This is a genomic window from Leisingera sp. ANG1, assembly GCF_000203975.2.
Taxonomy (GTDB): domain Bacteria; phylum Pseudomonadota; class Alphaproteobacteria; order Rhodobacterales; family Rhodobacteraceae; genus Leisingera.
The window spans coordinates 194,375-212,962 of record NZ_AFCF02000006.1 but is presented as its reverse complement, the minus strand read 5'-3'; the positions used below and the strand labels follow the sequence as shown (position 1 = coordinate 212,962).

17 protein-coding genes are annotated in these 18,588 nt (G+C 62.7%); 8 read left to right on the top strand and 9 right to left on the bottom strand.

Annotation, left to right across the window (positions count from 1 at the left end; translation table 11 throughout):
• Positions 1-95 precede the first annotated feature (95 nt).
• Both GC1_RS10480 and GC1_RS10475 read left to right on the top strand, forming a co-directional pair.
• On the top strand, positions 96-848 hold the full coding sequence (locus GC1_RS10480) for an MlaA family lipoprotein (RefSeq protein WP_019297305.1): 753 nt from the start codon (positions 96-98) through the stop codon (positions 846-848).
• Between the two features lie 2 nt (positions 849-850).
• Positions 851-1,447, top strand: coding sequence for an MlaC/ttg2D family ABC transporter substrate-binding protein (locus tag GC1_RS10475; RefSeq protein ID WP_019297306.1), 597 nt, complete (start codon positions 851-853; stop codon positions 1,445-1,447).
• 259 nt (positions 1,448-1,706) lie between these two features.
• On the opposite strand, the gene GC1_RS10470 is transcribed toward GC1_RS10475, so the two are convergent.
• Positions 1,707-3,917, bottom strand: a complete 2,211-nt coding sequence (locus tag GC1_RS10470) for a transglycosylase domain-containing protein (protein ID WP_019297307.1) — start codon at positions 3,915-3,917, stop codon at positions 1,707-1,709.
• A 270-nt stretch (positions 3,918-4,187) separates the two neighbouring features.
• Here GC1_RS10470 and GC1_RS10465 point away from each other — a divergent pair, with 270 nt between their 5' ends.
• Both GC1_RS10465 and GC1_RS10460 read left to right on the top strand, forming a co-directional pair.
• Positions 4,188-4,526, top strand: coding sequence for a P-II family nitrogen regulator (locus GC1_RS10465; RefSeq protein WP_029204925.1), 339 nt, complete (start codon positions 4,188-4,190; stop codon positions 4,524-4,526).
• Between the two features lie 26 nt (positions 4,527-4,552).
• Positions 4,553-5,887 (top strand): ammonium transporter, encoded by a 1,335-nt coding sequence (locus GC1_RS10460; protein ID WP_019297309.1) that lies wholly within the window; start codon positions 4,553-4,555, stop codon positions 5,885-5,887.
• Between the two features lie 145 nt (positions 5,888-6,032).
• Here GC1_RS10460 and GC1_RS10455 read toward each other — a convergent pair whose 3' ends face one another.
• From GC1_RS10455 to sseA, 3 genes are all read right to left on the bottom strand, one after another.
• On the bottom strand, positions 6,033-6,290 hold the full coding sequence (locus GC1_RS10455) for a hypothetical protein (RefSeq protein ID WP_019297310.1): 258 nt from the start codon (positions 6,288-6,290) through the stop codon (positions 6,033-6,035).
• Between the two features lie 230 nt (positions 6,291-6,520).
• A complete protein-coding gene (locus GC1_RS10450) occupies positions 6,521-7,705 on the bottom strand; it encodes an amino acid aminotransferase (RefSeq protein ID WP_019297311.1) in 1,185 nt (394 codons plus the stop codon).
• 3 nt (positions 7,706-7,708) lie between these two features.
• The gene (sseA, locus tag GC1_RS10445; RefSeq protein WP_019297312.1) at positions 7,709-8,563 is read right to left on the bottom strand and encodes a 3-mercaptopyruvate sulfurtransferase; all 855 of its coding nucleotides are present in this window, start codon (positions 8,561-8,563) and stop codon (positions 7,709-7,711) included.
• Here sseA and GC1_RS10440 point away from each other — a divergent pair.
• Positions 8,532-9,947: a leucine-rich repeat domain-containing protein gene (locus GC1_RS10440; protein ID WP_237754585.1), complete on the top strand. Its 1,416-nt coding sequence runs from the start codon at positions 8,532-8,534 to the stop codon at positions 9,945-9,947. The two genes, sseA and GC1_RS10440, sit on opposite strands and share 32 nt — an antisense overlap.
• A gap of 11 nt (positions 9,948-9,958) precedes the next feature.
• Here the strand turns inward: GC1_RS10440 and smpB are convergent, their stop codons facing one another.
• The 3 genes from smpB to GC1_RS10425 all read right to left on the bottom strand — a co-directional run bounded on the left by smpB (position 9,959) and on the right by GC1_RS10425 (position 11,979).
• Entirely contained in the window at positions 9,959-10,441 is a 483-nt protein-coding gene (smpB, locus tag GC1_RS10435) for an SsrA-binding protein SmpB (RefSeq protein ID WP_019297314.1), read from the bottom strand.
• 44 nt (positions 10,442-10,485) lie between these two features.
• On the bottom strand, positions 10,486-11,340 hold the full coding sequence (locus GC1_RS10430) for a DMT family transporter (protein WP_019297315.1): 855 nt from the start codon (positions 11,338-11,340) through the stop codon (positions 10,486-10,488).
• Between the two features lie 78 nt (positions 11,341-11,418).
• The gene (locus GC1_RS10425) at positions 11,419-11,979 is read right to left on the bottom strand and encodes a helix-turn-helix domain-containing protein (RefSeq protein ID WP_019297316.1); all 561 of its coding nucleotides are present in this window, start codon (positions 11,977-11,979) and stop codon (positions 11,419-11,421) included.
• 105 nt (positions 11,980-12,084) lie between these two features.
• Between GC1_RS10425 and GC1_RS10420 the strand changes: the two genes are divergently transcribed.
• Both GC1_RS10420 and ilvD read left to right on the top strand, forming a co-directional pair.
• Positions 12,085-13,263 (top strand): benzoate/H(+) symporter BenE family transporter, encoded by a 1,179-nt coding sequence (locus GC1_RS10420; protein WP_019297317.1) that lies wholly within the window; start codon positions 12,085-12,087, stop codon positions 13,261-13,263.
• A gap of 133 nt (positions 13,264-13,396) precedes the next feature.
• The gene (ilvD, locus tag GC1_RS10415; protein WP_019297318.1) at positions 13,397-15,241 is read left to right on the top strand and encodes a dihydroxy-acid dehydratase; all 1,845 of its coding nucleotides are present in this window, start codon (positions 13,397-13,399) and stop codon (positions 15,239-15,241) included.
• 457 nt (positions 15,242-15,698) lie between these two features.
• On the opposite strand, the gene GC1_RS22845 is transcribed toward ilvD, so the two are convergent.
• Both GC1_RS22845 and GC1_RS10405 read right to left on the bottom strand, forming a co-directional pair.
• A complete protein-coding gene (locus GC1_RS22845) occupies positions 15,699-16,046 on the bottom strand; it encodes a DUF6678 family protein (protein ID WP_036762347.1) in 348 nt (115 codons plus the stop codon).
• Between the two features lie 2 nt (positions 16,047-16,048).
• Entirely contained in the window at positions 16,049-16,867 is an 819-nt protein-coding gene (locus GC1_RS10405) for a sulfotransferase family protein (protein ID WP_019297320.1), read from the bottom strand.
• A gap of 142 nt (positions 16,868-17,009) precedes the next feature.
• On the opposite strand from GC1_RS10405, the gene GC1_RS10400 reads away from it, so the two are divergent.
• Positions 17,010-18,587 carry a DUF5928 domain-containing protein gene (locus tag GC1_RS10400; protein ID WP_019297321.1) on the top strand — a complete coding sequence of 526 codons (1,578 nt, stop codon included), beginning with the start codon at positions 17,010-17,012 and terminating at the stop codon, positions 18,585-18,587.
• The last annotated feature ends 1 nt before the right edge of the window (position 18,588 follow it).

Sequence of the window (18,588 nt, the reverse complement as noted above, 5' to 3'; positions counted from 1 at the left end):
AAATGTAATCAGACTGGAAATTGGCAAGAGAACACTTATTTGCCCCCCGACGCGCCCATTCCAGTACCAATTGGACACTTATCCGAATGCCCTTGATGTTGCGACCGCTTAAATTTGTACCTGCGCTGATTTTGGCCGCTTTTGCCGCTGGCTGCGCCACCCAGGACCCGGTTGCGCGTGCCTCCGGTGAGGTATTCGACCCCTATGAGCGGACCAACCGCACCATTCACGCCTTCAACCGCGGCGTTGACCGGCTGGCCTTCCGCCCCGCCTCCAAAGGCTACGTGGCAATTGTGCCGGCGCCGATGGTGACCAGTTTCTCCTATTTTGCTGAGAACCTGTCGATGCCCGGCCAGATGGTCAATGCACTGCTGCAGGGCGACCTGAAGACGGCCGGCAATGCGTTTTCGCGCTTCGTGATCAACTCGACCGTGGGTTTTGCGGGCCTCGCAGACCCCGCAACTGAGTTCAAAGTGCCGCAGGTCGATACCGACTTCGGCGAGACATTGCATAAATGGGGCGTCGGCGAAGGCGCCTATGTCGAACTGCCGCTGCTCGGCCCTTCCACCAGCCGTGACGCGGTGGGGGTTGCCGTCGACTTCTTCACCAACCCGCTGGGATATGCCGAGCAGAATACTGCCGACAACATCACCATCTACGCCGAGATCGTGCGCCGCATGGGTGATCGTGGCAACTATTCCGACACGATCGACTCGATTCTCTACGAGAGCGCCGACAGCTATGCGCAGTCGCGGCTGATCTACCTGCAGAACCGCCGGTTCGAGCTGGGGGATGGCGAAGAGATCCAGGAAATCGACCCGTTCGAACTGAACACTGAAGGATTTTGAATATGGACCGCCGCAATTTCGTGACTGGCCTGTGCGCCGGCGCCGCTGCTTTGGTTGCAGCTCCGCAAACCCTTTGGGCGCTGACCGAAAACAGCGCCAGCAAGCTGATCAACAGCCTGGTTGCCGACATCAACCGTGTGATCGACTCTGGCAAGGGTGAAAGCGCCATGTTCCGCGAGTTCGAGCGGATCTTCCAGCGCTACAGCGACACCTCGTATATCGCGGCCTATGCGCTCGGGGTGGATGGGCGCCGCGCCTCGGCCAGCCAGAAGAAGGCCTTCTCCAAGGCATTTCAGGGCTACATCTCGCGCAAGTACGGCAAACGCTTCCGCGAGTTCATCGGCGGCAAGCTGGAGGTGAAGGGCGTCAAGAAAGTCAAGAAATGGTATGAGGTGAGCACTATTGCCTACCTCAAGGGCCAGTCGCCGTTTGAAGTGACCTTCCTGGTGTCGGACCGCTCCGGCCGCGACCTGTTTTTCAACATGTTCATCGAAGGCGTGAACCTGCTGCTGACCGAGCGCACCGAAATCGGCGCGATCCTGGACAGCAAGAAAGGTGACATCGACGCGCTGATTGCCGAGCTGGACCGGCTGAGCTGATCCGGTTTTTCCTGACGGACACGAGCAAGGCTCCCTGCGGGGAGCCTTTTTCTTTGCCTGCTTCAGGCCACCCGCTTGCGGGGCAGAAGCCTCCCGCCCGTCGCCGCAGCATCCTGGATGCCGTGCGCCCGTTGGGCGTGGCGCCCCAGGCCCTGTGGGACAGGCGCGCGCCGCACCTTCAAGGTGCGGCGCCGGGCCCAACTGGCGATGCCTCCGCATGGAGGCCAGAGACGGGCGGGAGCACCGCCTATCCGTATTTTCAGTTGCCCAGAATATCCCGCAGGATGTTGTCCACCGCGCGGCCCAGTTCCTGGCCCAGTTTTGGCCCCTGACGGCGGCGCTCGCGGCGGGTTGGCTGCGGCGGCGGTGCGATCGGTGCCGGTTCCAGCATCGGCAGTGGCTTCGGTTCCAGCCCCTCATGCACCCGCACCATGGTCTCGCGCCAGATCTCGGCGGGCAGACCGCCGCCGGTCACACCGGACAGGGGCGTATTGTCGTCATATCCCATCCAGACGCCGGCCACATAGTCAGCCGTGAAGCCGATAAACCAGGCATCCTTGGCGGCTGATGTGGTGCCGGATTTGCCCGCCGCCTGCCAGCCCGGGATCTGCGCCCGCTGGCCGGTGCCACCGGCAATCACTTTCTCCATCATCCAGACCAGCTGCTGCGCGGCCTCCGGGCGGATCACCCGCTCGCCCATGCCGCCGCTGGCCCCCATCAGCGCCTCATTGTCCTCCACCAGCTTCAGCTCCGTTACACCATAAGGTGTCACTGAGGAGCCGCCGTTGAGGATACCCGCATAAGCGCCGGTCATTTCCAGCAGAGTGCTTTCCGACGCCCCCAGCGCCAGCGCAGGGCCCGCGGCCAGATCGCTGTCGATGCCAAAGTCCTTGGCCACAAGGCTCACCTTGTCGCGGCCCACGGCCTCGGACACTTTCACCGCCGGCACGTTCAGCGAGTCGCGCAGCGCCCGCGCCAATGTCACTTCACCATAGAACTTGCGGGTGTAGTTATCCGGGCACCACTGGCCGGATCCTGGAATGTTCAGGCAGTATTTTGCATCCAGCACCCGGTCATAGGGCGAATAACCCAGCTCCAGCGCGGTGGCATAGACAAAGGGTTTGAACGCAGAACCGGTCTGCCGCTTGGCCTGGGTCGCCCGGTTGAAAACGCCCGAGACCTTGGTCTTGCGCCCGCCCACCATGGCGCGCACTGCGCCGTCGGCGCTCATCACCACAATGGCGGCCTGCGCCTTGGAGCCCTGACGCACCTTGTTTTCGAAGATGTATTTCAGCGCTTCCTCAGCCGCGCGCTGCAAGCGCTGGTCCATGGTGGAGCGGATCACCACGTCCTCTGTGGTCTGGTCGCCCAGGAAGTCCGGGATGCTGTCCATCACCCAATCGGCGAAATAGCCGCCGGCCCGCGCTGCCGCAGCCTCGCTCAGCTCTGCCGGGCTGTTCTGGTACTTTTGCATCTCCGCCGTGGTCAGGTAGCCCTGCTCCTGCATCAGCCGCAGCACGGTAGCTGCCCGGTCCTGCGAGCGCTGCAGGTTGTTTGTGGGGGCCAGCGTCGACGGCGCGGTCAGCAACCCTGCCAGCATTGCACCCTCCGCCGGGTTCAGCTGGTTTGCGGATTTACCAAAATAGCGCTGCGCCGCGGCCTCTGCGCCATAGGCGCCGCCGCCCATATAGGCGCGGTTCATGTAGATCGAAAGGATCTCGTCCTTGGTGTACTTGGCCTCCATCGCCAGGGCAAAGATCGCCTCGGTCCCTTTGCGCCAGAGCGATCCCTTGCGGCAGTCGGCCTCATAGGCGCTTTCACTCTTCCATTCGGTGGGATCATAGACCTTGCCCAAGCACAGGAGTTTCGCTGCCTGCTGGGTGATGGTGGAGCCGCCATGGCCCGACAGCGGCCCGCGCCCTTCGCTCAGGTTGATGCGCACGGCGCTGGCTATGCCGCGCGGCGACAGGCCAAGGTGGCGGTAAAACCGCTTGTCTTCTGTCGCAACGATGGCGTTTTTCAGATGCGGCGACACCGTGTCCGCGGTCACCACGCCGCCGAACTGGTCGCCGCGCCAGGCAAAGACCTCGCCCTCACGGTCCAGAATGGTGACGGAGCCACGGGCGCGCCCGTCCAGGTAGGCAGAAACCTCCGGCAGTTTTGCATACTGGAACGCCACCGCCAGGCCGACCAGCCCGCAGACCACCATGCCAACCCGCCAGGTGAACCCCCAAGCCAGCCGGAACACAAAGGCAAACGGCGCCAGCAGCCAGCCGATGAGGCCGCGTTTCTTGCGTACCGGCCTGGCGCGGGACTTCTTGCGGCCAAACAGCCGTGCCAGCAGTCCAGGCTTTTTGGCCTTGGGCGCCGGCTTCCTGCGCGCAGGCTTCTTAGCGGGTGGTTTGCCCTTGCCGCCCGCGGAATAGCGTTTCTCTGCCACCAGAGGCTTGCGCCCGGATCCTTGTGCCATCGTCTGTTCCTGCCCGGTTTGCCCGTTGTCCGGCGACAATACCCTGCCGGCGCCGGATTGTAGAGGGGGCAGAATCCGGACCTTTCCCCTTTTCCAGATGGCCGGTTTTTAAGCGAAGCGATCAAAAGGCGCAAAATTATTGTGCGCTCGCAGAAAGACGCGCGGAAACTTGCTGCCCTTGGCTTTGCACGACTCGGGGCGGCGGCTTTGCTGCAGGTGCACAATGCATCGGCATGGGGCCGGGGCAGCGCGAAACAAAGGGATGCAAAGATGAAAATGATCGTTGCCGCCATCAAGCCCTTCAAGCTGGACGAGGTCCGCGAGGCGCTGACCGGTCTTGGCGTGAGCGGGCTGATGGTCACCGAAATCAAGGGCTTTGGCGCCCAGGCGGGCCACACCGAGATTTACCGCGGCGCCGAGTACGAAGTGAATTTCGTGCCCAAGTTGAAGCTGGAATTGGTTGTGCCTGCCGATCAGGCCGAACAGGCCGTCAGCGCAATTTCCGAGACCGCCCGCACCGGCAAGATCGGCGACGGCAAGATTTTTGTTTTGGATGTGGAACAGGCCCTGCGGGTGCGCACCGGCGAAACCAATCTCGAGGCGCTGTAAGCGCGCCCGGCATGGAGGAAAGACTTATGAAGACCCTGAAACTCCCCCTTGCGGCTCTGGCGCTGAGCGCGCTGCCGGGCCTGGCGCTGGCCCAGGACGGCCCGGCCCCGGGCGTGAACCCCGCAACCGACACCGTGTTCATCCTGAACTCGCTGCTGTTCCTGATCGGCGGCTGCCTGGTGTTCTGGATGGCAGCGGGTTTTGCCATGCTCGAGGCGGGCCTGGTCCGCTCCAAAAACGTTACTATGCAGCTGACCAAGAACATGGCGCTATTCTCATTGGCAGCCGTGTTTTACTGGCTGATCGGCTACAACCTGATGTATCCGCTGGGCAACTGGGCCGTCGACGGCGTCCTGTCCGGCGTCTTTGGCCCCGGCGTGCTGGAGGCGGTTGGGATCACCGCGGAAGGCGCGGATGATTATTCCTATGCCGCCACCGGCTCGGACTTCTTCTTTCAGCTGATGTTCTGCGCCGCCACCGCCTCGATCGTGTCGGGCACCCTGGCGGAACGCATCAAGCTGTGGCCGTTTCTGATCTTCACCATCATCCTGACTGCCGTGATCTACCCGTTCCAGGCCAGCTGGAAATGGGGCGGCGGCTTCCTCGAGGAGATGGGCTTCCTGGATTTCGCCGGCTCCACCGTGGTGCACTCCGTGGGCGGCTGGGCCGCACTGACCGGCGCGCTGATCCTCGGGCCCCGCATCGGCAAGTATAAGGACGGCAAGACCATTCCGATGCCCGGCTCCAACCTGGCGCTGGCAACCCTCGGCACCTTCATCCTGTGGATGGGCTGGTTCGGCTTCAACGGCGGCTCGCAGCTGGCGATGGGCTCGATCGGCGACGTGGCTGACATCAGCCGCATCTTCTCCAACACCAATGCTGCCGCGGCTGGCGGCGCGGTGGCAGCTCTGATCCTGACGCAGCTCCTGTTCAAGAAACCGGACCTGACCATGATCCTGAACGGCGCGCTGGCCGGCCTGGTGGCTATCACTGCCGAGCCGCTGACCCCGGGCCTGGGCCTGGCCACCCTGATCGGTGCCATCGGCGGTGTGATCGTAGTCTTCGCCGTGCCGTTCCTGGACAAGCTGCAGATCGACGACGTGGTTGGCGCCATCCCGGTGCACCTGCTCTGCGGCATCTGGGGCACTGTGGCCGTGGTGCTGTCGAACCCCGAAGCCAGCCTGCTGACTCAGCTGACCGGCATCGCCGTGGTGGGTGTGTTCACCGTTGCAGCCTCTGCCGTGGTCTGGATCATCCTGCGTGCCACCACTGGCATCCGGGTGGAGGAAGAGGATGAGGTCAACGGGCTCGACATGGCGGAGCTAGGCATGGAGGCGTACCCGGAGTTCTCGCCGAGCTAAGTCCAGCCCTGCTGACAAAATTACGCGGCGCCTGTTTCAGGCGCCGCGTTTGTGTTTCGGCGGAGGGCTCCCGCCAGTTGCAGGATCATCAAGAAATGACCCTTCGCTTTTGGGCCGGGCGCCGCTGGCGCGGGGCGGAACGGGGTCAGCCCTGCGGGACAACAATCACTTTGGGCGCCTTCTGGTCGCGGTAGTCGCGGCGGTCTTCGGCGCGGTCAAGATGATCCTCCACCACGTCCCAGACACCCGTGTCGACGGCTTCATCCCGGCGGTTCTCGCGGCGGTCGGCACGGTTTTCCACCCGGTCGATAACTTCGCCGTTTGCAGCAAAAGCCGGGGCGGCCAGCGGCAGGGCAACGGCCGCGGACAGGATCACGGCGAGGGCGGATTTTGCGAGGGTCATTTCGGTCTCCTAGGCTGTGTTGCGTATGACTTCCGCAAGCACAAACGCGAAGCCTTGGTGCTTCCGTCGCCCAATTGCAAATGACCTAACGTCAAGCGTCGTCCCGCCTTCGCAAAGCCGTCAATCACTGCCCCTGCGCGCAAAATTTTTCTGAAAAGTCTTAGGCGCCAACCCCCAAAAAACGCGCCCCGCACAAGGGCGCGTTTCTAAAATTTCAAAGTGGCTCAGGCTCAGACGCCGGCGTCAACAATCGCCTTGGCCAGCACCGGCACGGTCTGCGCGTTAAGGCCCGCGATATTCAGGCGGCTGTCGCCAACCATGTAGATGCCGTTGTCGACCCGCATTTTCTCGACCAGCTCCGGCGTGGTTCCCAAGAGCGAGAACATGCCGCGGTGCTGGGCGATGAAGCTGAACCGGTCGGAGCCGGTCAGGCGCTGCAGTTCATCCGCGAGGCTCTGGCGCAGGCCCAGCATGCCAAGACGCACCTCTTCCAGCTCGGCCGCCCAGTCGGCGCGCAGAGCATCGTCGTTGAGGATCATGGTCACCAGACGCGCGCCGTGATCCGGCGGGAAGGAGTAGTTCTGCCGGTTCAAAAACGCCAGGGTGCCCTGGTTCAGCGCTTGTGCGCCCGCGTCGTTGGAGACAGCCATCAGCAGGCCGGTGCGCTCGCGGTAGATGCCGAAGTTCTTGGAGCAGCTGGCGGCAATCAGCGTCTCTGGGCAGCTGGAGGCCACAAGGCGCACGCCCAGCGCGTCCTCTTCCAGGCCGTCGCCAAAGCCCTGATAGGCAATGTCGATCATCGGGATCAGGCCGCGCTCGTTCAGCAGCGCAATGACCTCTTTCCACTGCACCTCGTTGAGGTTGGCGCCGGTCGGGTTGTGGCAGCAGCCGTGCAGCAGCACCACGTCGCCCTTCCGCGCGCCTTTCAGGTCTTCCATCATGCCGTCGAAGTTCACACCGCGGGTGTCGCGGTCGAAATAGCGGTAAACGACGGTTTCGATGCCGACATAGTTCAGGATCGACACGTGGTTCGGCCAGGTCGGATCCGACACAAAGACGCGCGCCTTGGGGTTGGCCATCTTGATCAGCTCAAACGCCTGGCGCACCGCGCCGGTGCCGCCGGGCGTGGCCGCTGCCGCGATGTTCTCACGCGCAACCGCATCGCCCAGGATCAGCTTGATCATCGCATCCGAGTAAGCCGGATCGCCGGCCAGACCGACATAGGACTTGCTGGTCTGCTCTTCCCACAGCTTGTGCTCCGCCGCCTTGATCGCGCGCATCACCGGGGTGACGCCCTCGGCGTTCTTGTAGACGCCGACGCCAAGGTCGATCTTGTCCGCGCGCGGGTCGTCGCGGTACATCTGCATCAGCGCCAGGATCTTGTCGGCGGGCTGGGGTTTCAGGGTTTCGAACATTGCTCAGTTCTCTCCGGTAGCAACGGGAAGGGTCGGGAAGGCACCCCATTCCACCCAGGACCCGTCATAAAGCGAATGATCGGTCTTGCCGATGCGCTCCAGGGCGAGGCTGAGGATGGCAGCGGTAACGCCCGATCCGCAGGAAGTAATCGCAGGTTTGTTCAGGTCGACGCCAGCGGCCTCAAAGGCAGCGCGGATGCCATCGGCGTCTTTCATGGTGCCATCGGCCTTCAGCACCTGGCCAAAGGGCACATTGCGGGAGCCGGGAATGTGGCCGGCCCGCAGCCCCTCGCGCGGCTCCGGCGCGTCACCGCGGTACCGCTCGGCGGAGCGGGCGTCGATGATTTCATGATCGCCCAGCTTGGCGGCGGCAGAGACCTGGGTCACATCGCGCACCATATGGTTCTGCACCCGCACGGTCATATGGCGGTCGCGGATCACCGGCGGCAGGTCCTCCACCGGATGGCCCTCGGCCTGCCATTTCGGAAAGCCGCCGTCCAGCACCGCAACATTGGTCTGCCCCATCAGCCGGAACAGCCACCAGACGCGGGCCGCCGAAAACAGCCCGGCACCGTCATACACCACCACCTGATGGCCGTCGCCGACGCCCATGGCACGCAGCTTGGACATGAATTTCTCAACCGGCGGCACCATATGCGGCAGGTCGGAGCGGTTGTCGGAGATCTCGTCGATATCGAAGAACCGCGCGCCGGGGATATGGGCAGCCTCATACTCCGCCTTGGCGTCCCGCCCCTGCTGCGGCAGATACCAGGACGCGTCCAAAACCCGCAGATCCGGGTCCTTCAGATGGGCGGCAAGCCAGTCCGTGGAAACCAGCGTCTTCGGATCGTCCTGCATCAAAGCGTCTCCCTATCTGCATTTAGCGCCATGGGTACATCCCGTGGCAGGGCGGTGCAAGCTGTCCTGTCCCCCTCACAAGCCTTTACGGGCCTTATGCGTGTGTTTTACGGAGCAGAAACATCTTGCCTGCATTATTGCGGCAGGTGTCGGAAAAGGTAATCACATGCCCGGTTTGCGCAGCTTTTTTGCATTCATCCTTCTGGCCGCCTGGCTGTCCCTGCCGTTTCCTGCGCAGGCCAGCTGTGCGGCCTTTGGAAGTACATGCATAAAAGACAATAACTTAGAGGCGAGCATCAGGCTTGGCGCAAGGCAGTCGGACTTGCAGGAACTGGTACAGTTTCAGCAATTGACCAGCCTGTCGCTGATAGCAGAACCAGGATTTGAAGACCCCGTAGACCTGTCACCGCTGGCTCAGCTTCCCAATCTGGAGAAACTGGCGCTAGTGGGGCTGGGCGTTTCCGGCCTGGAGCCTTTGACGCGGCTGCCGGAACTGCGGCGGCTGAGCCTTGATTCTGTCCGGACCCGCGATTTCACTCCGCTGGCGCAATTGACCCGGCTTGAGCATCTTTCCGTCTGGGGCATCAGGGAGCTGACAGATCTCTCCTTTTTGCGCGGTTACAACCGTCTGCAAAGCCTCAATATTGCCGATTCAGGCGTCACGGACCTGGAACCGCTGGCGGGAATGGCCACGCTGGAAAATCTGCTGGCCTTCAACACCGGCATCTCCGATTTGGCACCGCTGGCCGCGGCGAACCTGCGCGTGGTCTGGATCTCCGGTTGCCCGGTCCAAAGCCTGGCACCGCTGGCGGCCTCCAGCAGTCTGGAAATGCTGCGCGCAGACGGAAGCCGCCTGCAAAGCCTGGAAGGGCTGCAGAATAAACCCGCCCTTCATACCGTGGTCCTGACAGGCAGCAGCGTTGCCGACCTGTCGCCCTTGGCAAGCGCAGGCAGACTGGCAGAACTGAACCTGGCACACACGCGTGTCCAAGACCTCGCGCCCCTGTCAAACCTTTCCGCGCTTCAAACTGTGGTATTGGACGGCACCACTGTCAGCAACCTTAAGCCGCTTGCAGGGCCAAGCCTCCGTGAGCTTTCAGCAATTGGCACTGCGGTGATCAGTCTGGCGCCTGTCCGGCAGATGCCAGGTCTGAAGGAACTTGGAATATCCGGCACAGCCGTCCGGGATCTGCAACCGCTCGAAGGCCTGAAAAATCTGTCTATCCTGCGGGCCATCGGCTTGCCTCAGGAAACTCTCCTGCCGTTGCTCAGAACCGAAAACCTCAAGATCCTCTACGCCGGCCCGGAAGGCGGGCCGCACAGGCGCCTGCTGGGGCGGAAGCAGATTGCCAGATACGTTACCGGCGCAAGCCAGAAAGACTGATAGGCCGAAACCTACCGCGCGTCCTTCAGCAGGCGCTGTTTCTGGCGGCCCCAATCCCGTTTGGCCTGGGTTTCGCGCTTGTCGTGCAGTTTTTTGCCCTTGGCGATGCCCAGCTTGATCTTGGCGCGGCCCTTGTGGTTGAAATAGATCACCAGCGGCACCAGGGTCATGCCCTTGCGCTGGGTGAGGTTCCACAGGTCCGACAGTTCCTTGCGCGACACCAGCAGCTTGCGGCGTCGGCGTTCCTCATGCTTGAACACCTTGGCCTGCGCGTATGGCGGAATGTAGGAGTTCACCAGCCACAACTCGCCCTCTTCCACCGCAGCATAGCTGTCCGCGATATTGGTGCCGTTGCCGCGCAGCGCCTTGACCTCGGACCCCTCCAGCACGATGCCGCATTCGATATCGTCCTCGATTGCATAATCGAAACGTGCCCGCCGGTTCTCGGCGATCACCTTGTAGTTCGGGTCTGATGTCTGCTTCTTCTTGGCCATGGGCGGCAGATGTAAGGCCGCACCGCGGCGGGCGCAAGATACGGTTACGCTTTGCGGCTGCGCAGCAGCGTGAAAACACCACTGACGACGATCACCGCGCTGCCAATGAGGGTCAGCGTGTCGGGGCGCTCGCCGAACACCAGCACCCCCAGCACCATGGCAAAGACCAGCCTTGTGTAGCGGAACGGTGCAATGACCGAAATTTCCCCTGCCCGCATCGCGCCCGACAAAGCATTATAGGCAATCACTCCGATCACCGTGGCCGCAGCGATGTCCAGCCAATTACGCGGGGCAGGCCAGACCGCACCGCCAGTCCAGCCCAGCGCAATGATCCCGGCAACCACCAGCATGGCAAAGCCCAGGAACCCCAACTGGTTGTTGCTCATATCCTTGGGCGCCGCGCGGGTGGCCAGATCGCGGCCCGCGAACCCCAGCGTGCCTGCCACCGCAAACAGCGAGGCCGGTTCGAAACCGCTCAGCCCCGGCCGCAGGATCATGAACACCCCGGCAAACCCCAGCCCGATCGCCAGCCAGCGCCGCCAGCCGACGGTCTCGCCAAAGAACACAACCGCCCCTGCAGCCACCACCAGCGGTGTCGCCTGCAAAATGGCCGAGGCCGAGGACAAAGGCGTCAGCGCAATTGCCAGGGTGAAGCACAGCCGCCCGACAACTTCCGCCAAGGAGCGCCACAGCATCGGGCGCGTGCCAAAGCCCGGGTGCCAGGGGGCGTGACCCTGCGCACGCGCCATCGCGGCAAAGACCGCCATGCCGCCCAGCCCGAACAGGATCAGTATCTGCCCCACCGGCAGCGCAAGAGCCGCGGATTTGATGAACATGTCCTCCAGCGCAAAGGCGGCCATGGCCAGCACCATCAGAAGGCTTCCGCGCAGCGTGTCCATTCCCGGCTCCAAATCCTGAAAACTCAATCACTTGCGCAAGTGGTAGGCAGCCCCGAAAAAATACACAAGTGAAGCAGATCAATCCCGCTGCGTCAGAACCGCCTGCCGGTAGTGATGCATGTTGAGAAACGCCGCGCCGGTCTCAAGGCTGCGGTAGCCATGCGGCTGGTCGGCGGCAAAGCGCAGCCCCTGCCCCGGCTCCAGCGCCACCCATTCGCCATCCCGCAGCACTTCCATGGAGCCATGCAGCACATAGACCTCCTCGGTCACACCGGTGTCATGCGGCTGCGACTGGTGGCTCTGCCCCGGCTGCAGCGTCACCTGAAAAGTCTCCGCCCCCAGCAGCGGATCAAAAGGAAAGACGATCTTGACCCCGATGCTGCCGGGAAACTGCACCGTTTCATAGACGCCGGTGGCCGCGCTCACCGGCCGCGCGGCCTCGCCCAATAGGGCGGTCAGCGGCAGATGGAAACCCTTGGCGATTTTCCACAGGGTCGCAATCGTCGGGCTTGATTCGCCGCGCTCGATCTGCCCCAGCATCGCCTTGCTGACACCTGTGGCCTCCGCCGCTTTGGACAGGCTAAGTCCCGCCGCCGTACGTATTTCCCGCAGGTTCAGGGTGATGCTGTCATTGCTCATGGTCTCTGCCCGTCAAGAAAACGCTTGTGCGTTATAGCGCACGAATTGTAGTGTGCGCTATAACGCACGCCACCCTACCCTGCCCGGCCGCCAAGGAAAAGCCGCATGCTCAAAGATCTGAAGCTTTCGCATCTCGTTTCTGGCGCTGTTGCCGTGCTGGTCGGCTACACCGGATCAGTCGCCATTATCTTTCAGGCAATTGAGGCCGTGGGCGCCACACAGGCACAGGCCAACAGCTGGATGCTGGTGCTGGGGCTCGGCATGGGGATCACCTGCCTGATCCTTTCTCTGATGTACCGGATGCCGGTCCTGACGGCCTGGTCGACACCGGGCGCGGCGCTGCTGGCGGTCAGCCTCAATGGCGTGCCGCTGGCAGAGGCGGTGGGCGCCTTCCTCCTCTGCGCGGCGCTCCTGACGCTCACGGGTATTACCGGCTGGTTCGCCGCCCTCTCCCGTCTGATCCCGGACAGCCTGGCCAGCGCGATGCTGGCGGGCATCCTGTTCCAGTTCGGTCTCTCTGCCTTCACCTCGCTGCAGACCGACACAGCGCTGGTGGCGGTGATGGGCCTGACCTTTCTGGCCGGGCGCAAGCTGTTCCCCCGCTACACCATTCCCGCGGTGCTGGCCGCAGGTGTGGCATGGTGCGCGAGTACAGGTGCCTTCGGCAGCCTGGAGGCGCTGGACCTGACACTGGCCCGCCCCGAGTTCGTGATGCCCGCCTTCTCGCTGCCGGTGCTGATCGGCATCGGCCTGCCGCTCTACATCGTCACCATGTCCTCGCAAAACATGCCCGGCGTAGTGGCGCTGAAGGCCTGCGGCTATGAGCCGCCGGTTTCCGCCAGCCTGACCATCACCGGCCTGGCCTCGCTGATCCTCGCCCCCTTCGGCGGCTTTGCCTTCAACCTTGCCGCCATTACCGCCGCCATCTGCGCCGGCCCGGAAGCGGACGAGAACCCCGAAACCCGCTATCTGGCAGGCGTAATGACGGGCGTTGTCTACATCCTGGTGGGACTGGGCGGCGCCACTGTGATCAGCCTCTTTCTGATCGCCCCCAAGGCGCTGGTTGCCACCGTCGCAGGCCTGGCGCTGCTGGCCACCATCGGCAACAGCCTGTCTGCCGCGCTGGCTCAGCCGCAAGGGCGCGAGGCCGCGCTCATCACCTTCATGACCACGGTCTCCGGCATCAGTTTCTTTGGAATCGGCGCGCCGTTCTGGGCGCTGGTGCTGGGCCTTCTGGTGAAACACTGGCTGAAAAGCCCCGAACCTGCCCCCGCCCGCGCCTGAGAAACAGCCCGAGAGACATTTCGCCACTGAAATCCGGCGCAAACTGCGCCAAAATTACCGAACAGCCCCCCGGCCGGTTGCCTTTGTTGCGCAAATCGTGTCCCTGAGGGCAAAGACTAAGGGAACCAGCCTGATGCCAAAGTACCGATCCAGAACCTCCACCCATGGCCGCAACATGGCGGGCGCGCGCGGATTGTGGCGCGCCACCGGCATGAAAGACGATGATTTCGGCAAGCCGATCATCGCCATTGTCAACTCCTTCACCCAGTTCGTGCCCGGCCACGTCCACCTCAAGGACCTGGGCCAGATGGTCGCCCGCGAGGTCGAGGCGGCCGGCGGCGTCGCCAAGGAGTTCAACACCATCGCGGTGGATGACGGCATCGCCATGGGCCATGACGGCATGCTCTACTCGCTGCCCTCGCGCGAGGTGATCGCCGACAGCGTCGAATACATGGTCAACGCACACTGCGCGGATGCCATGGTTTGCATCTCCAATTGCGACAAGATCACTCCGGGCATGCTGATGGCCGCCATGCGTCTCAACATCCCGGCGATCTTCGTCTCCGGCGGCCCGATGGAGGCAGGTAAGATCGACATCGCCGATCTGGACATGAAAAAGATCGACCTGGTGGATGCCATGGTCGCGGCGGCGGATGACAAGTTCACCGACGACCAGGTGAAGCATATCGAGGAAAACGCCTGCCCGACCTGCGGGTCGTGCTCGGGCATGTTCACCGCCAACTCAATGAACTGCCTGGCCGAGGCCCTGGGCCTGGCGCTGCCGGGCAACGGCTCGACGCTGGCGACGCACGCCGACCGCAAGGGCCTCTTCCTGGAGGCCGGGCGCAAGATCGTCGAGATCACTAAGCGTCACTACCAGGACGAGGAAAAAGGCCTGCTGCCGCGCGAAATTGCCACGTTTGAGGCGTTTGAGAACGCGATGAGCCTCGATATCGCCATGGGCGGCTCCACCAACACTGTGCTGCACCTCCTGGCCATCGCCAACGAAGGCAAGGTGGATTTCAACATGTCACACATGGACCAGTTGAGCCGCAAAGTGCCCTGCCTGTGCAAGGTCGCGCCGAACATCCACAACGTCCACATGGAGGACGTGCACCGCGCCGGCGGCATCTTCTCGATCCTGGGCGAGCTGAGCCGCGCAGGCCTTTTGCACAACGACTGCCACACCGTGCATTCCTCATCCATGGGCGAGGCGATTGCCAAATGGGACATCAAGGTCGCCAACAACCCGGAGGCCGAAGAGCTGTTCAAGGCCGCCCCTGGCGGCGTCCGCACCACCCAGGCCTTTTCCCAGGCCAACCGCTACAAGGAACTGGACACCGACCGTGAAAACGGTGTGATCCGCGCCAAGGAGCACGCCTTCAGCCAGGACGGCGGCCTTGCGGTGCTCTTCGGCAATATCGCTCTGGACGGCTGCATCGTGAAGACCGCGGGCGTGGATGAAAACATCCTGAAATTCACCGGCTCGGCCTATGTCTGCGAAAGCCAGGACGCCGCCGTGAACGACATCCTTACCGGCAAGGTCAAGGAAGGCGACGTGGTGGTGATCCGCTACGAAGGCCCGCGCGGTGGTCCGGGGATGCAGGAAATGCTCTACCCGACCTCCTACCTCAAGTCGAAGGGCCTGGGCAAAGCCTGCGCGCTGCTGACTGACGGCCGCTTCTCCGGCGGCACCTCCGGCCTGTCGATTGGCCATGTCTCGCCCGAGGCAGCCGAGGGCGGCACCATCGGCCTGGTGCGCCAGGGCGACAGGATCGAGATCGACATCCCCAACCGCTCGATCCATCTGGCTGTCTCCGACGAGGACCTGGCCGCGCGCCGCGAGGAACAGGACACCAAGGGCTGGAAACCCGCCGAACCGCGCAAGCGCAAGGTCTCCAAGGCGCTGAAGGCCTACGCGCTGCTGGCAACCTCCGCCGCCAAAGGCGCGGTGCGCGCGTTGCCCGACGAGGACTGATACCGCTCAGACTTGGAGCACACAGAACCCGCCGCCTCTACGCGGCGGGTTTTCTTTTGGCTCCCGCGCCTGAAGCCGGGTCAAGGGCCGCGCGAACGCGCGGCGGCGCAGCCGCTTGCCCTTGAGGCGGTTTCAGGTGCTTTACCATGGGGAAAGCGCGTTCAGGGCAGCCCTGCCCCTGAACCGCTTCTCAGAAAATTTTCTGCATCCGCCAATCTCTCCCGCCCCCGCTGCGGCCCTCTGGCTCACGCCAGTGCACCGAGCGGCGTTGGGCTTTGCGCCGTGCAGGCGCACGGCGCGCCTCCGGCGGGGGGTATTTTGAACCAGAAAGAAGCGGGACCACCGCGCTTTGAACGCAACCGCGCCGCGCCAGCGGAGCCCGGCCCAAGTCTTATGCTGCTGCATCTATGATGCGGCAGCATGGCGCGGGAGCCCCTCGCTTCGGCACTCAAGAAATCTAGGCGAAGGACAGTTTATCTGCTGTCTCGCCGCATGTCACAAAGCCAAAAATGCGCACTGCATTTCCTTCGGCTTTCCCAGCCAATCCAATCTGCGCAAGCCGTTTTTGAAATTCGGCATCAGCCAGGCAGCTGCCACGCAGTTCGACCCATTCCAGATCCGCAAAACCGCCGTCGCAGAAATGGTAAAACCACTCGCGTTCCCAACCACTCACGTTTCCGCTAGCAATACAACGGGACCGGAAGTCAGACCTTTCATCCGCGCCCAGAGACAGAACCAGGGCCCTGAGCTCCATCCATTTGGTATGGTTGCAAACCGCATAGAAACCCTCAAACGCCCGCGTCACGGTTACTCCCCCAGCTTGGCGTGCACCTCGTCCAGGTCGATCTCGCCCACCGGCATCTTGTTGGCCGGGTTTTCGAAATCGTATTTGAACAGCTCGAAATCGCGCTTGTAGATCTCGTAGACTAGATGCATCGACAGGTCGTCGAAGTAATCCTCCACCGGATGGGCGCGCTTGGGGCCGTGGCCCTCGCTTTCGTTGAAGCGCGGGATTGCGGTCAGGTCCACGGGATGCGGCGTCTCGATCGCGTCCAGCACCCCCTGCATCCCGTCATTGAACGCCTCGGTCCAGAAGATCTGGTTGTAGCGCCCGCCGTTCAGGATGAAAGTCGACACATGCCCCGACATCGCCGACCAGTGGATGTCCGGGTCCATCGGGCGGCGCCAGCGGATGGTGTCGCGCGCAAACAGCAGAAACCGGCGGAAGCTGGCGATCTGGTCGAACTCCTGCTTGCCGTCGTCGCCACCGACCTCGATCCCGTACTCATAGGCCAGCTTGGGCACCAGGTTGCCGCGGTAGCGCTTGCCGTTGCGCTGGATGCCGCAGATCTTGTCGAAGAACGATGACAGGATCCGGGTATAGGGGTTGCGCACACAGGTGAAAGCATAGGACCTCTGCCCCTGCACATTTCGCGTGATCGGCCCCTGGCTGTGCTCCAGCGCCCATTTGTGCAGACCGTCCTTGGCGTCGTGAATGTCACCGTCAAAGAACCGTCCGTGGTCCGAGTAATAGAGGATCTGCCCAATCGTCGAGCAGGCGCATTTCGGCACCACCCGGTAGACCACACTCTCACTTTCCGTCATCCAGGTGCCGGGAAACCCCATTTGCCGCCCTCTTGTCCGTCTTTGCCTGTTCCCAGCAGTAATCGCATATGTTTACCGAAACGGGAACTATCTGGTTTATTCGTGCGTACAGCGCGCTTATCAAGGTAAACAATCAGGCAGAACAAGGCAGTCCGTCCCCCCAATGGCAAAAATCGCATATATTCTGCTCTGCCATAAAGACCCCGAGGCGATCATCCAGCAGGCTGAGCGGCTGACGGCGGCCGGCGACTGCATGGCGATCCACTTTGACGGGCGGGCAGCGCCGGAGGATTACCAGCTGATCCGGTCGGAGCTTGCAGACAACCCCAACGTTACCTTTGCCAAGAAGCGCATCAAATGCGGCTGGGGCGAGTGGTCGCTGGTCGAGGCGACACTGCATGCGCTGCGCAGCGCCGTGGAGGAGTTTCCGCGCGCCACCCATTTCTACATGCTGTCGGGCGATTGCATGGCGGTGAAAACGGCGGAATACGCCCACCAGTTCCTGGATGCGCACGACAAGGATTTCATCGAGAGCTTCGACTTCTTCGAAAGCGACTGGATCAAGACCGGCATGAAGGAGGAGCGGCTGATCTACCGGCACTTCTTCAACGAGCGCAAGCACAAGCAACTGTTTTACTGGAGCCACGGCCTGCAAAAACGCCTGGGGCTGCAGCGGGAGATTCCCGCCGACATCCAGGTGCAGATCGGCAGCCAGTGGTGGTGCCTGCGCCGCCGCACGGTCGAATGGATCCTGGGTTTCATCCGCAAGCGCCGCGACGTGATGCGCTTTTTCCGCACCACATGGATTCCGGACGAGACCTTCTTTCAAACCCTGGTGCGCCACTTGATCCCGGAAGCGGAGATCGAAACCCGCACCCTCACCTTCCTGATGTTCACCGACTACGGGATGCCGGTGAACTTCTACAATGATCACTATGACCTGCTGCTCAGCCAGGACTTTCTGTTTGCCCGCAAAATCAGCCCCGAGGCCAAGGAGCTGAAGTCGCGGCTCGGGCGGCTCTATGCGGCGCAGGGGGTGGACTTCCAGATCTCCAACGAGGGCAGAAGCCTCTACAAGTTCCTGGCCCAGCGCGGGCGCGACGGCCGCCGCTTTGCGCCCAGGTTCTGGGAAACCGAAAGCACCCTGGGCCGTGAACGCGAGCTGCTGATCGTGGTCTGCAAGAAATGGCATGTCGCCAAGCGGCTGCTGGAACAGATCCGGCAGGTCACCAACATCCCGGCAATCGAATACCTGTTCAACGAGGAAGACACCCCGCTGCCCGACCTCGGCGGCATTCAGGCGGCGCTGATGAAACGCACCCGTCACCGCCGGGCGCTAATGCGGATGCTGTTCGAATACTATGAATCCGATCAGCTGATCATCTGCCTGGACCCCGGCGCCATCGACCTGATGAACGATTTCCATTCAGACCGGTCATCGACCCGCTTTCTGCACATCGAATGCGATTTCAGCGACGACTACCTGATCGGCCATGCCCGCCGGGTCGGACTGGCAGGCGAACGCACGCCGCAGCTGACGCTCGAACGGCTGCTGCCAACGATCCGCAACGACATCCTGCATGAAAACGACCGCATCCGCGATGCAGGCTTCGGCCAGCTCTACGAGATACGGGAAAGCAGCAGCGTGGAGGAAAACGCAGACCAGCTCAGCGGCTTTCTGAACCTGTCCGGCGATCAGTCCCGGCAAATTGCCGGGACCAGTTATCTTTTTGCAGACTGAG

What these genes read in the sequence shown, in the direction of transcription:
- GC1_RS10430 (WP_019297315.1), bottom strand. Translation starts at nt 11,340, where the DNA reads ATGGACACGCTGCGCGGAAGCCTTCTGATGGTGCTGGCCATGGCCGCC.
- GC1_RS10405 (WP_019297320.1), bottom strand. Translation starts at nt 16,867, where the DNA reads ATGGGGTTTCCCGGCACCTGGATGACGGAAAGTGAGAGTGTGGTCTAC.
- sseA (WP_019297312.1), bottom strand. Translation starts at nt 8,563, where the DNA reads ATGCAGGACGATCCGAAGACGCTGGTTTCCACGGACTGGCTTGCCGCC.
- GC1_RS10460 (WP_019297309.1), top strand. Translation starts at nt 4,553, where the DNA reads ATGAAGACCCTGAAACTCCCCCTTGCGGCTCTGGCGCTGAGCGCGCTG.
- smpB (WP_019297314.1), bottom strand. Translation starts at nt 10,441, where the DNA reads ATGGCCAAGAAGAAGCAGACATCAGACCCGAACTACAAGGTGATCGCC.
- GC1_RS10420 (WP_019297317.1), top strand. Translation starts at nt 12,085, where the DNA reads ATGCTCAAAGATCTGAAGCTTTCGCATCTCGTTTCTGGCGCTGTTGCC.
- GC1_RS10425 (WP_019297316.1), bottom strand. Translation starts at nt 11,979, where the DNA reads ATGAGCAATGACAGCATCACCCTGAACCTGCGGGAAATACGTACGGCG.
- GC1_RS10465 (WP_029204925.1), top strand. Translation starts at nt 4,188, where the DNA reads ATGAAAATGATCGTTGCCGCCATCAAGCCCTTCAAGCTGGACGAGGTC.
- GC1_RS10480 (WP_019297305.1), top strand. Translation starts at nt 96, where the DNA reads ATGTTGCGACCGCTTAAATTTGTACCTGCGCTGATTTTGGCCGCTTTT.
- GC1_RS10450 (WP_019297311.1), bottom strand. Translation starts at nt 7,705, where the DNA reads ATGTTCGAAACCCTGAAACCCCAGCCCGCCGACAAGATCCTGGCGCTG.
- GC1_RS10470 (WP_019297307.1), bottom strand. Translation starts at nt 3,917, where the DNA reads ATGGCACAAGGATCCGGGCGCAAGCCTCTGGTGGCAGAGAAACGCTAT.
- GC1_RS10475 (WP_019297306.1), top strand. Translation starts at nt 851, where the DNA reads ATGGACCGCCGCAATTTCGTGACTGGCCTGTGCGCCGGCGCCGCTGCT.
- ilvD (WP_019297318.1), top strand. Translation starts at nt 13,397, where the DNA reads ATGCCAAAGTACCGATCCAGAACCTCCACCCATGGCCGCAACATGGCG.
- GC1_RS10455 (WP_019297310.1), bottom strand. Translation starts at nt 6,290, where the DNA reads ATGACCCTCGCAAAATCCGCCCTCGCCGTGATCCTGTCCGCGGCCGTT.
- GC1_RS10400 (WP_019297321.1), top strand. Translation starts at nt 17,010, where the DNA reads ATGGCAAAAATCGCATATATTCTGCTCTGCCATAAAGACCCCGAGGCG.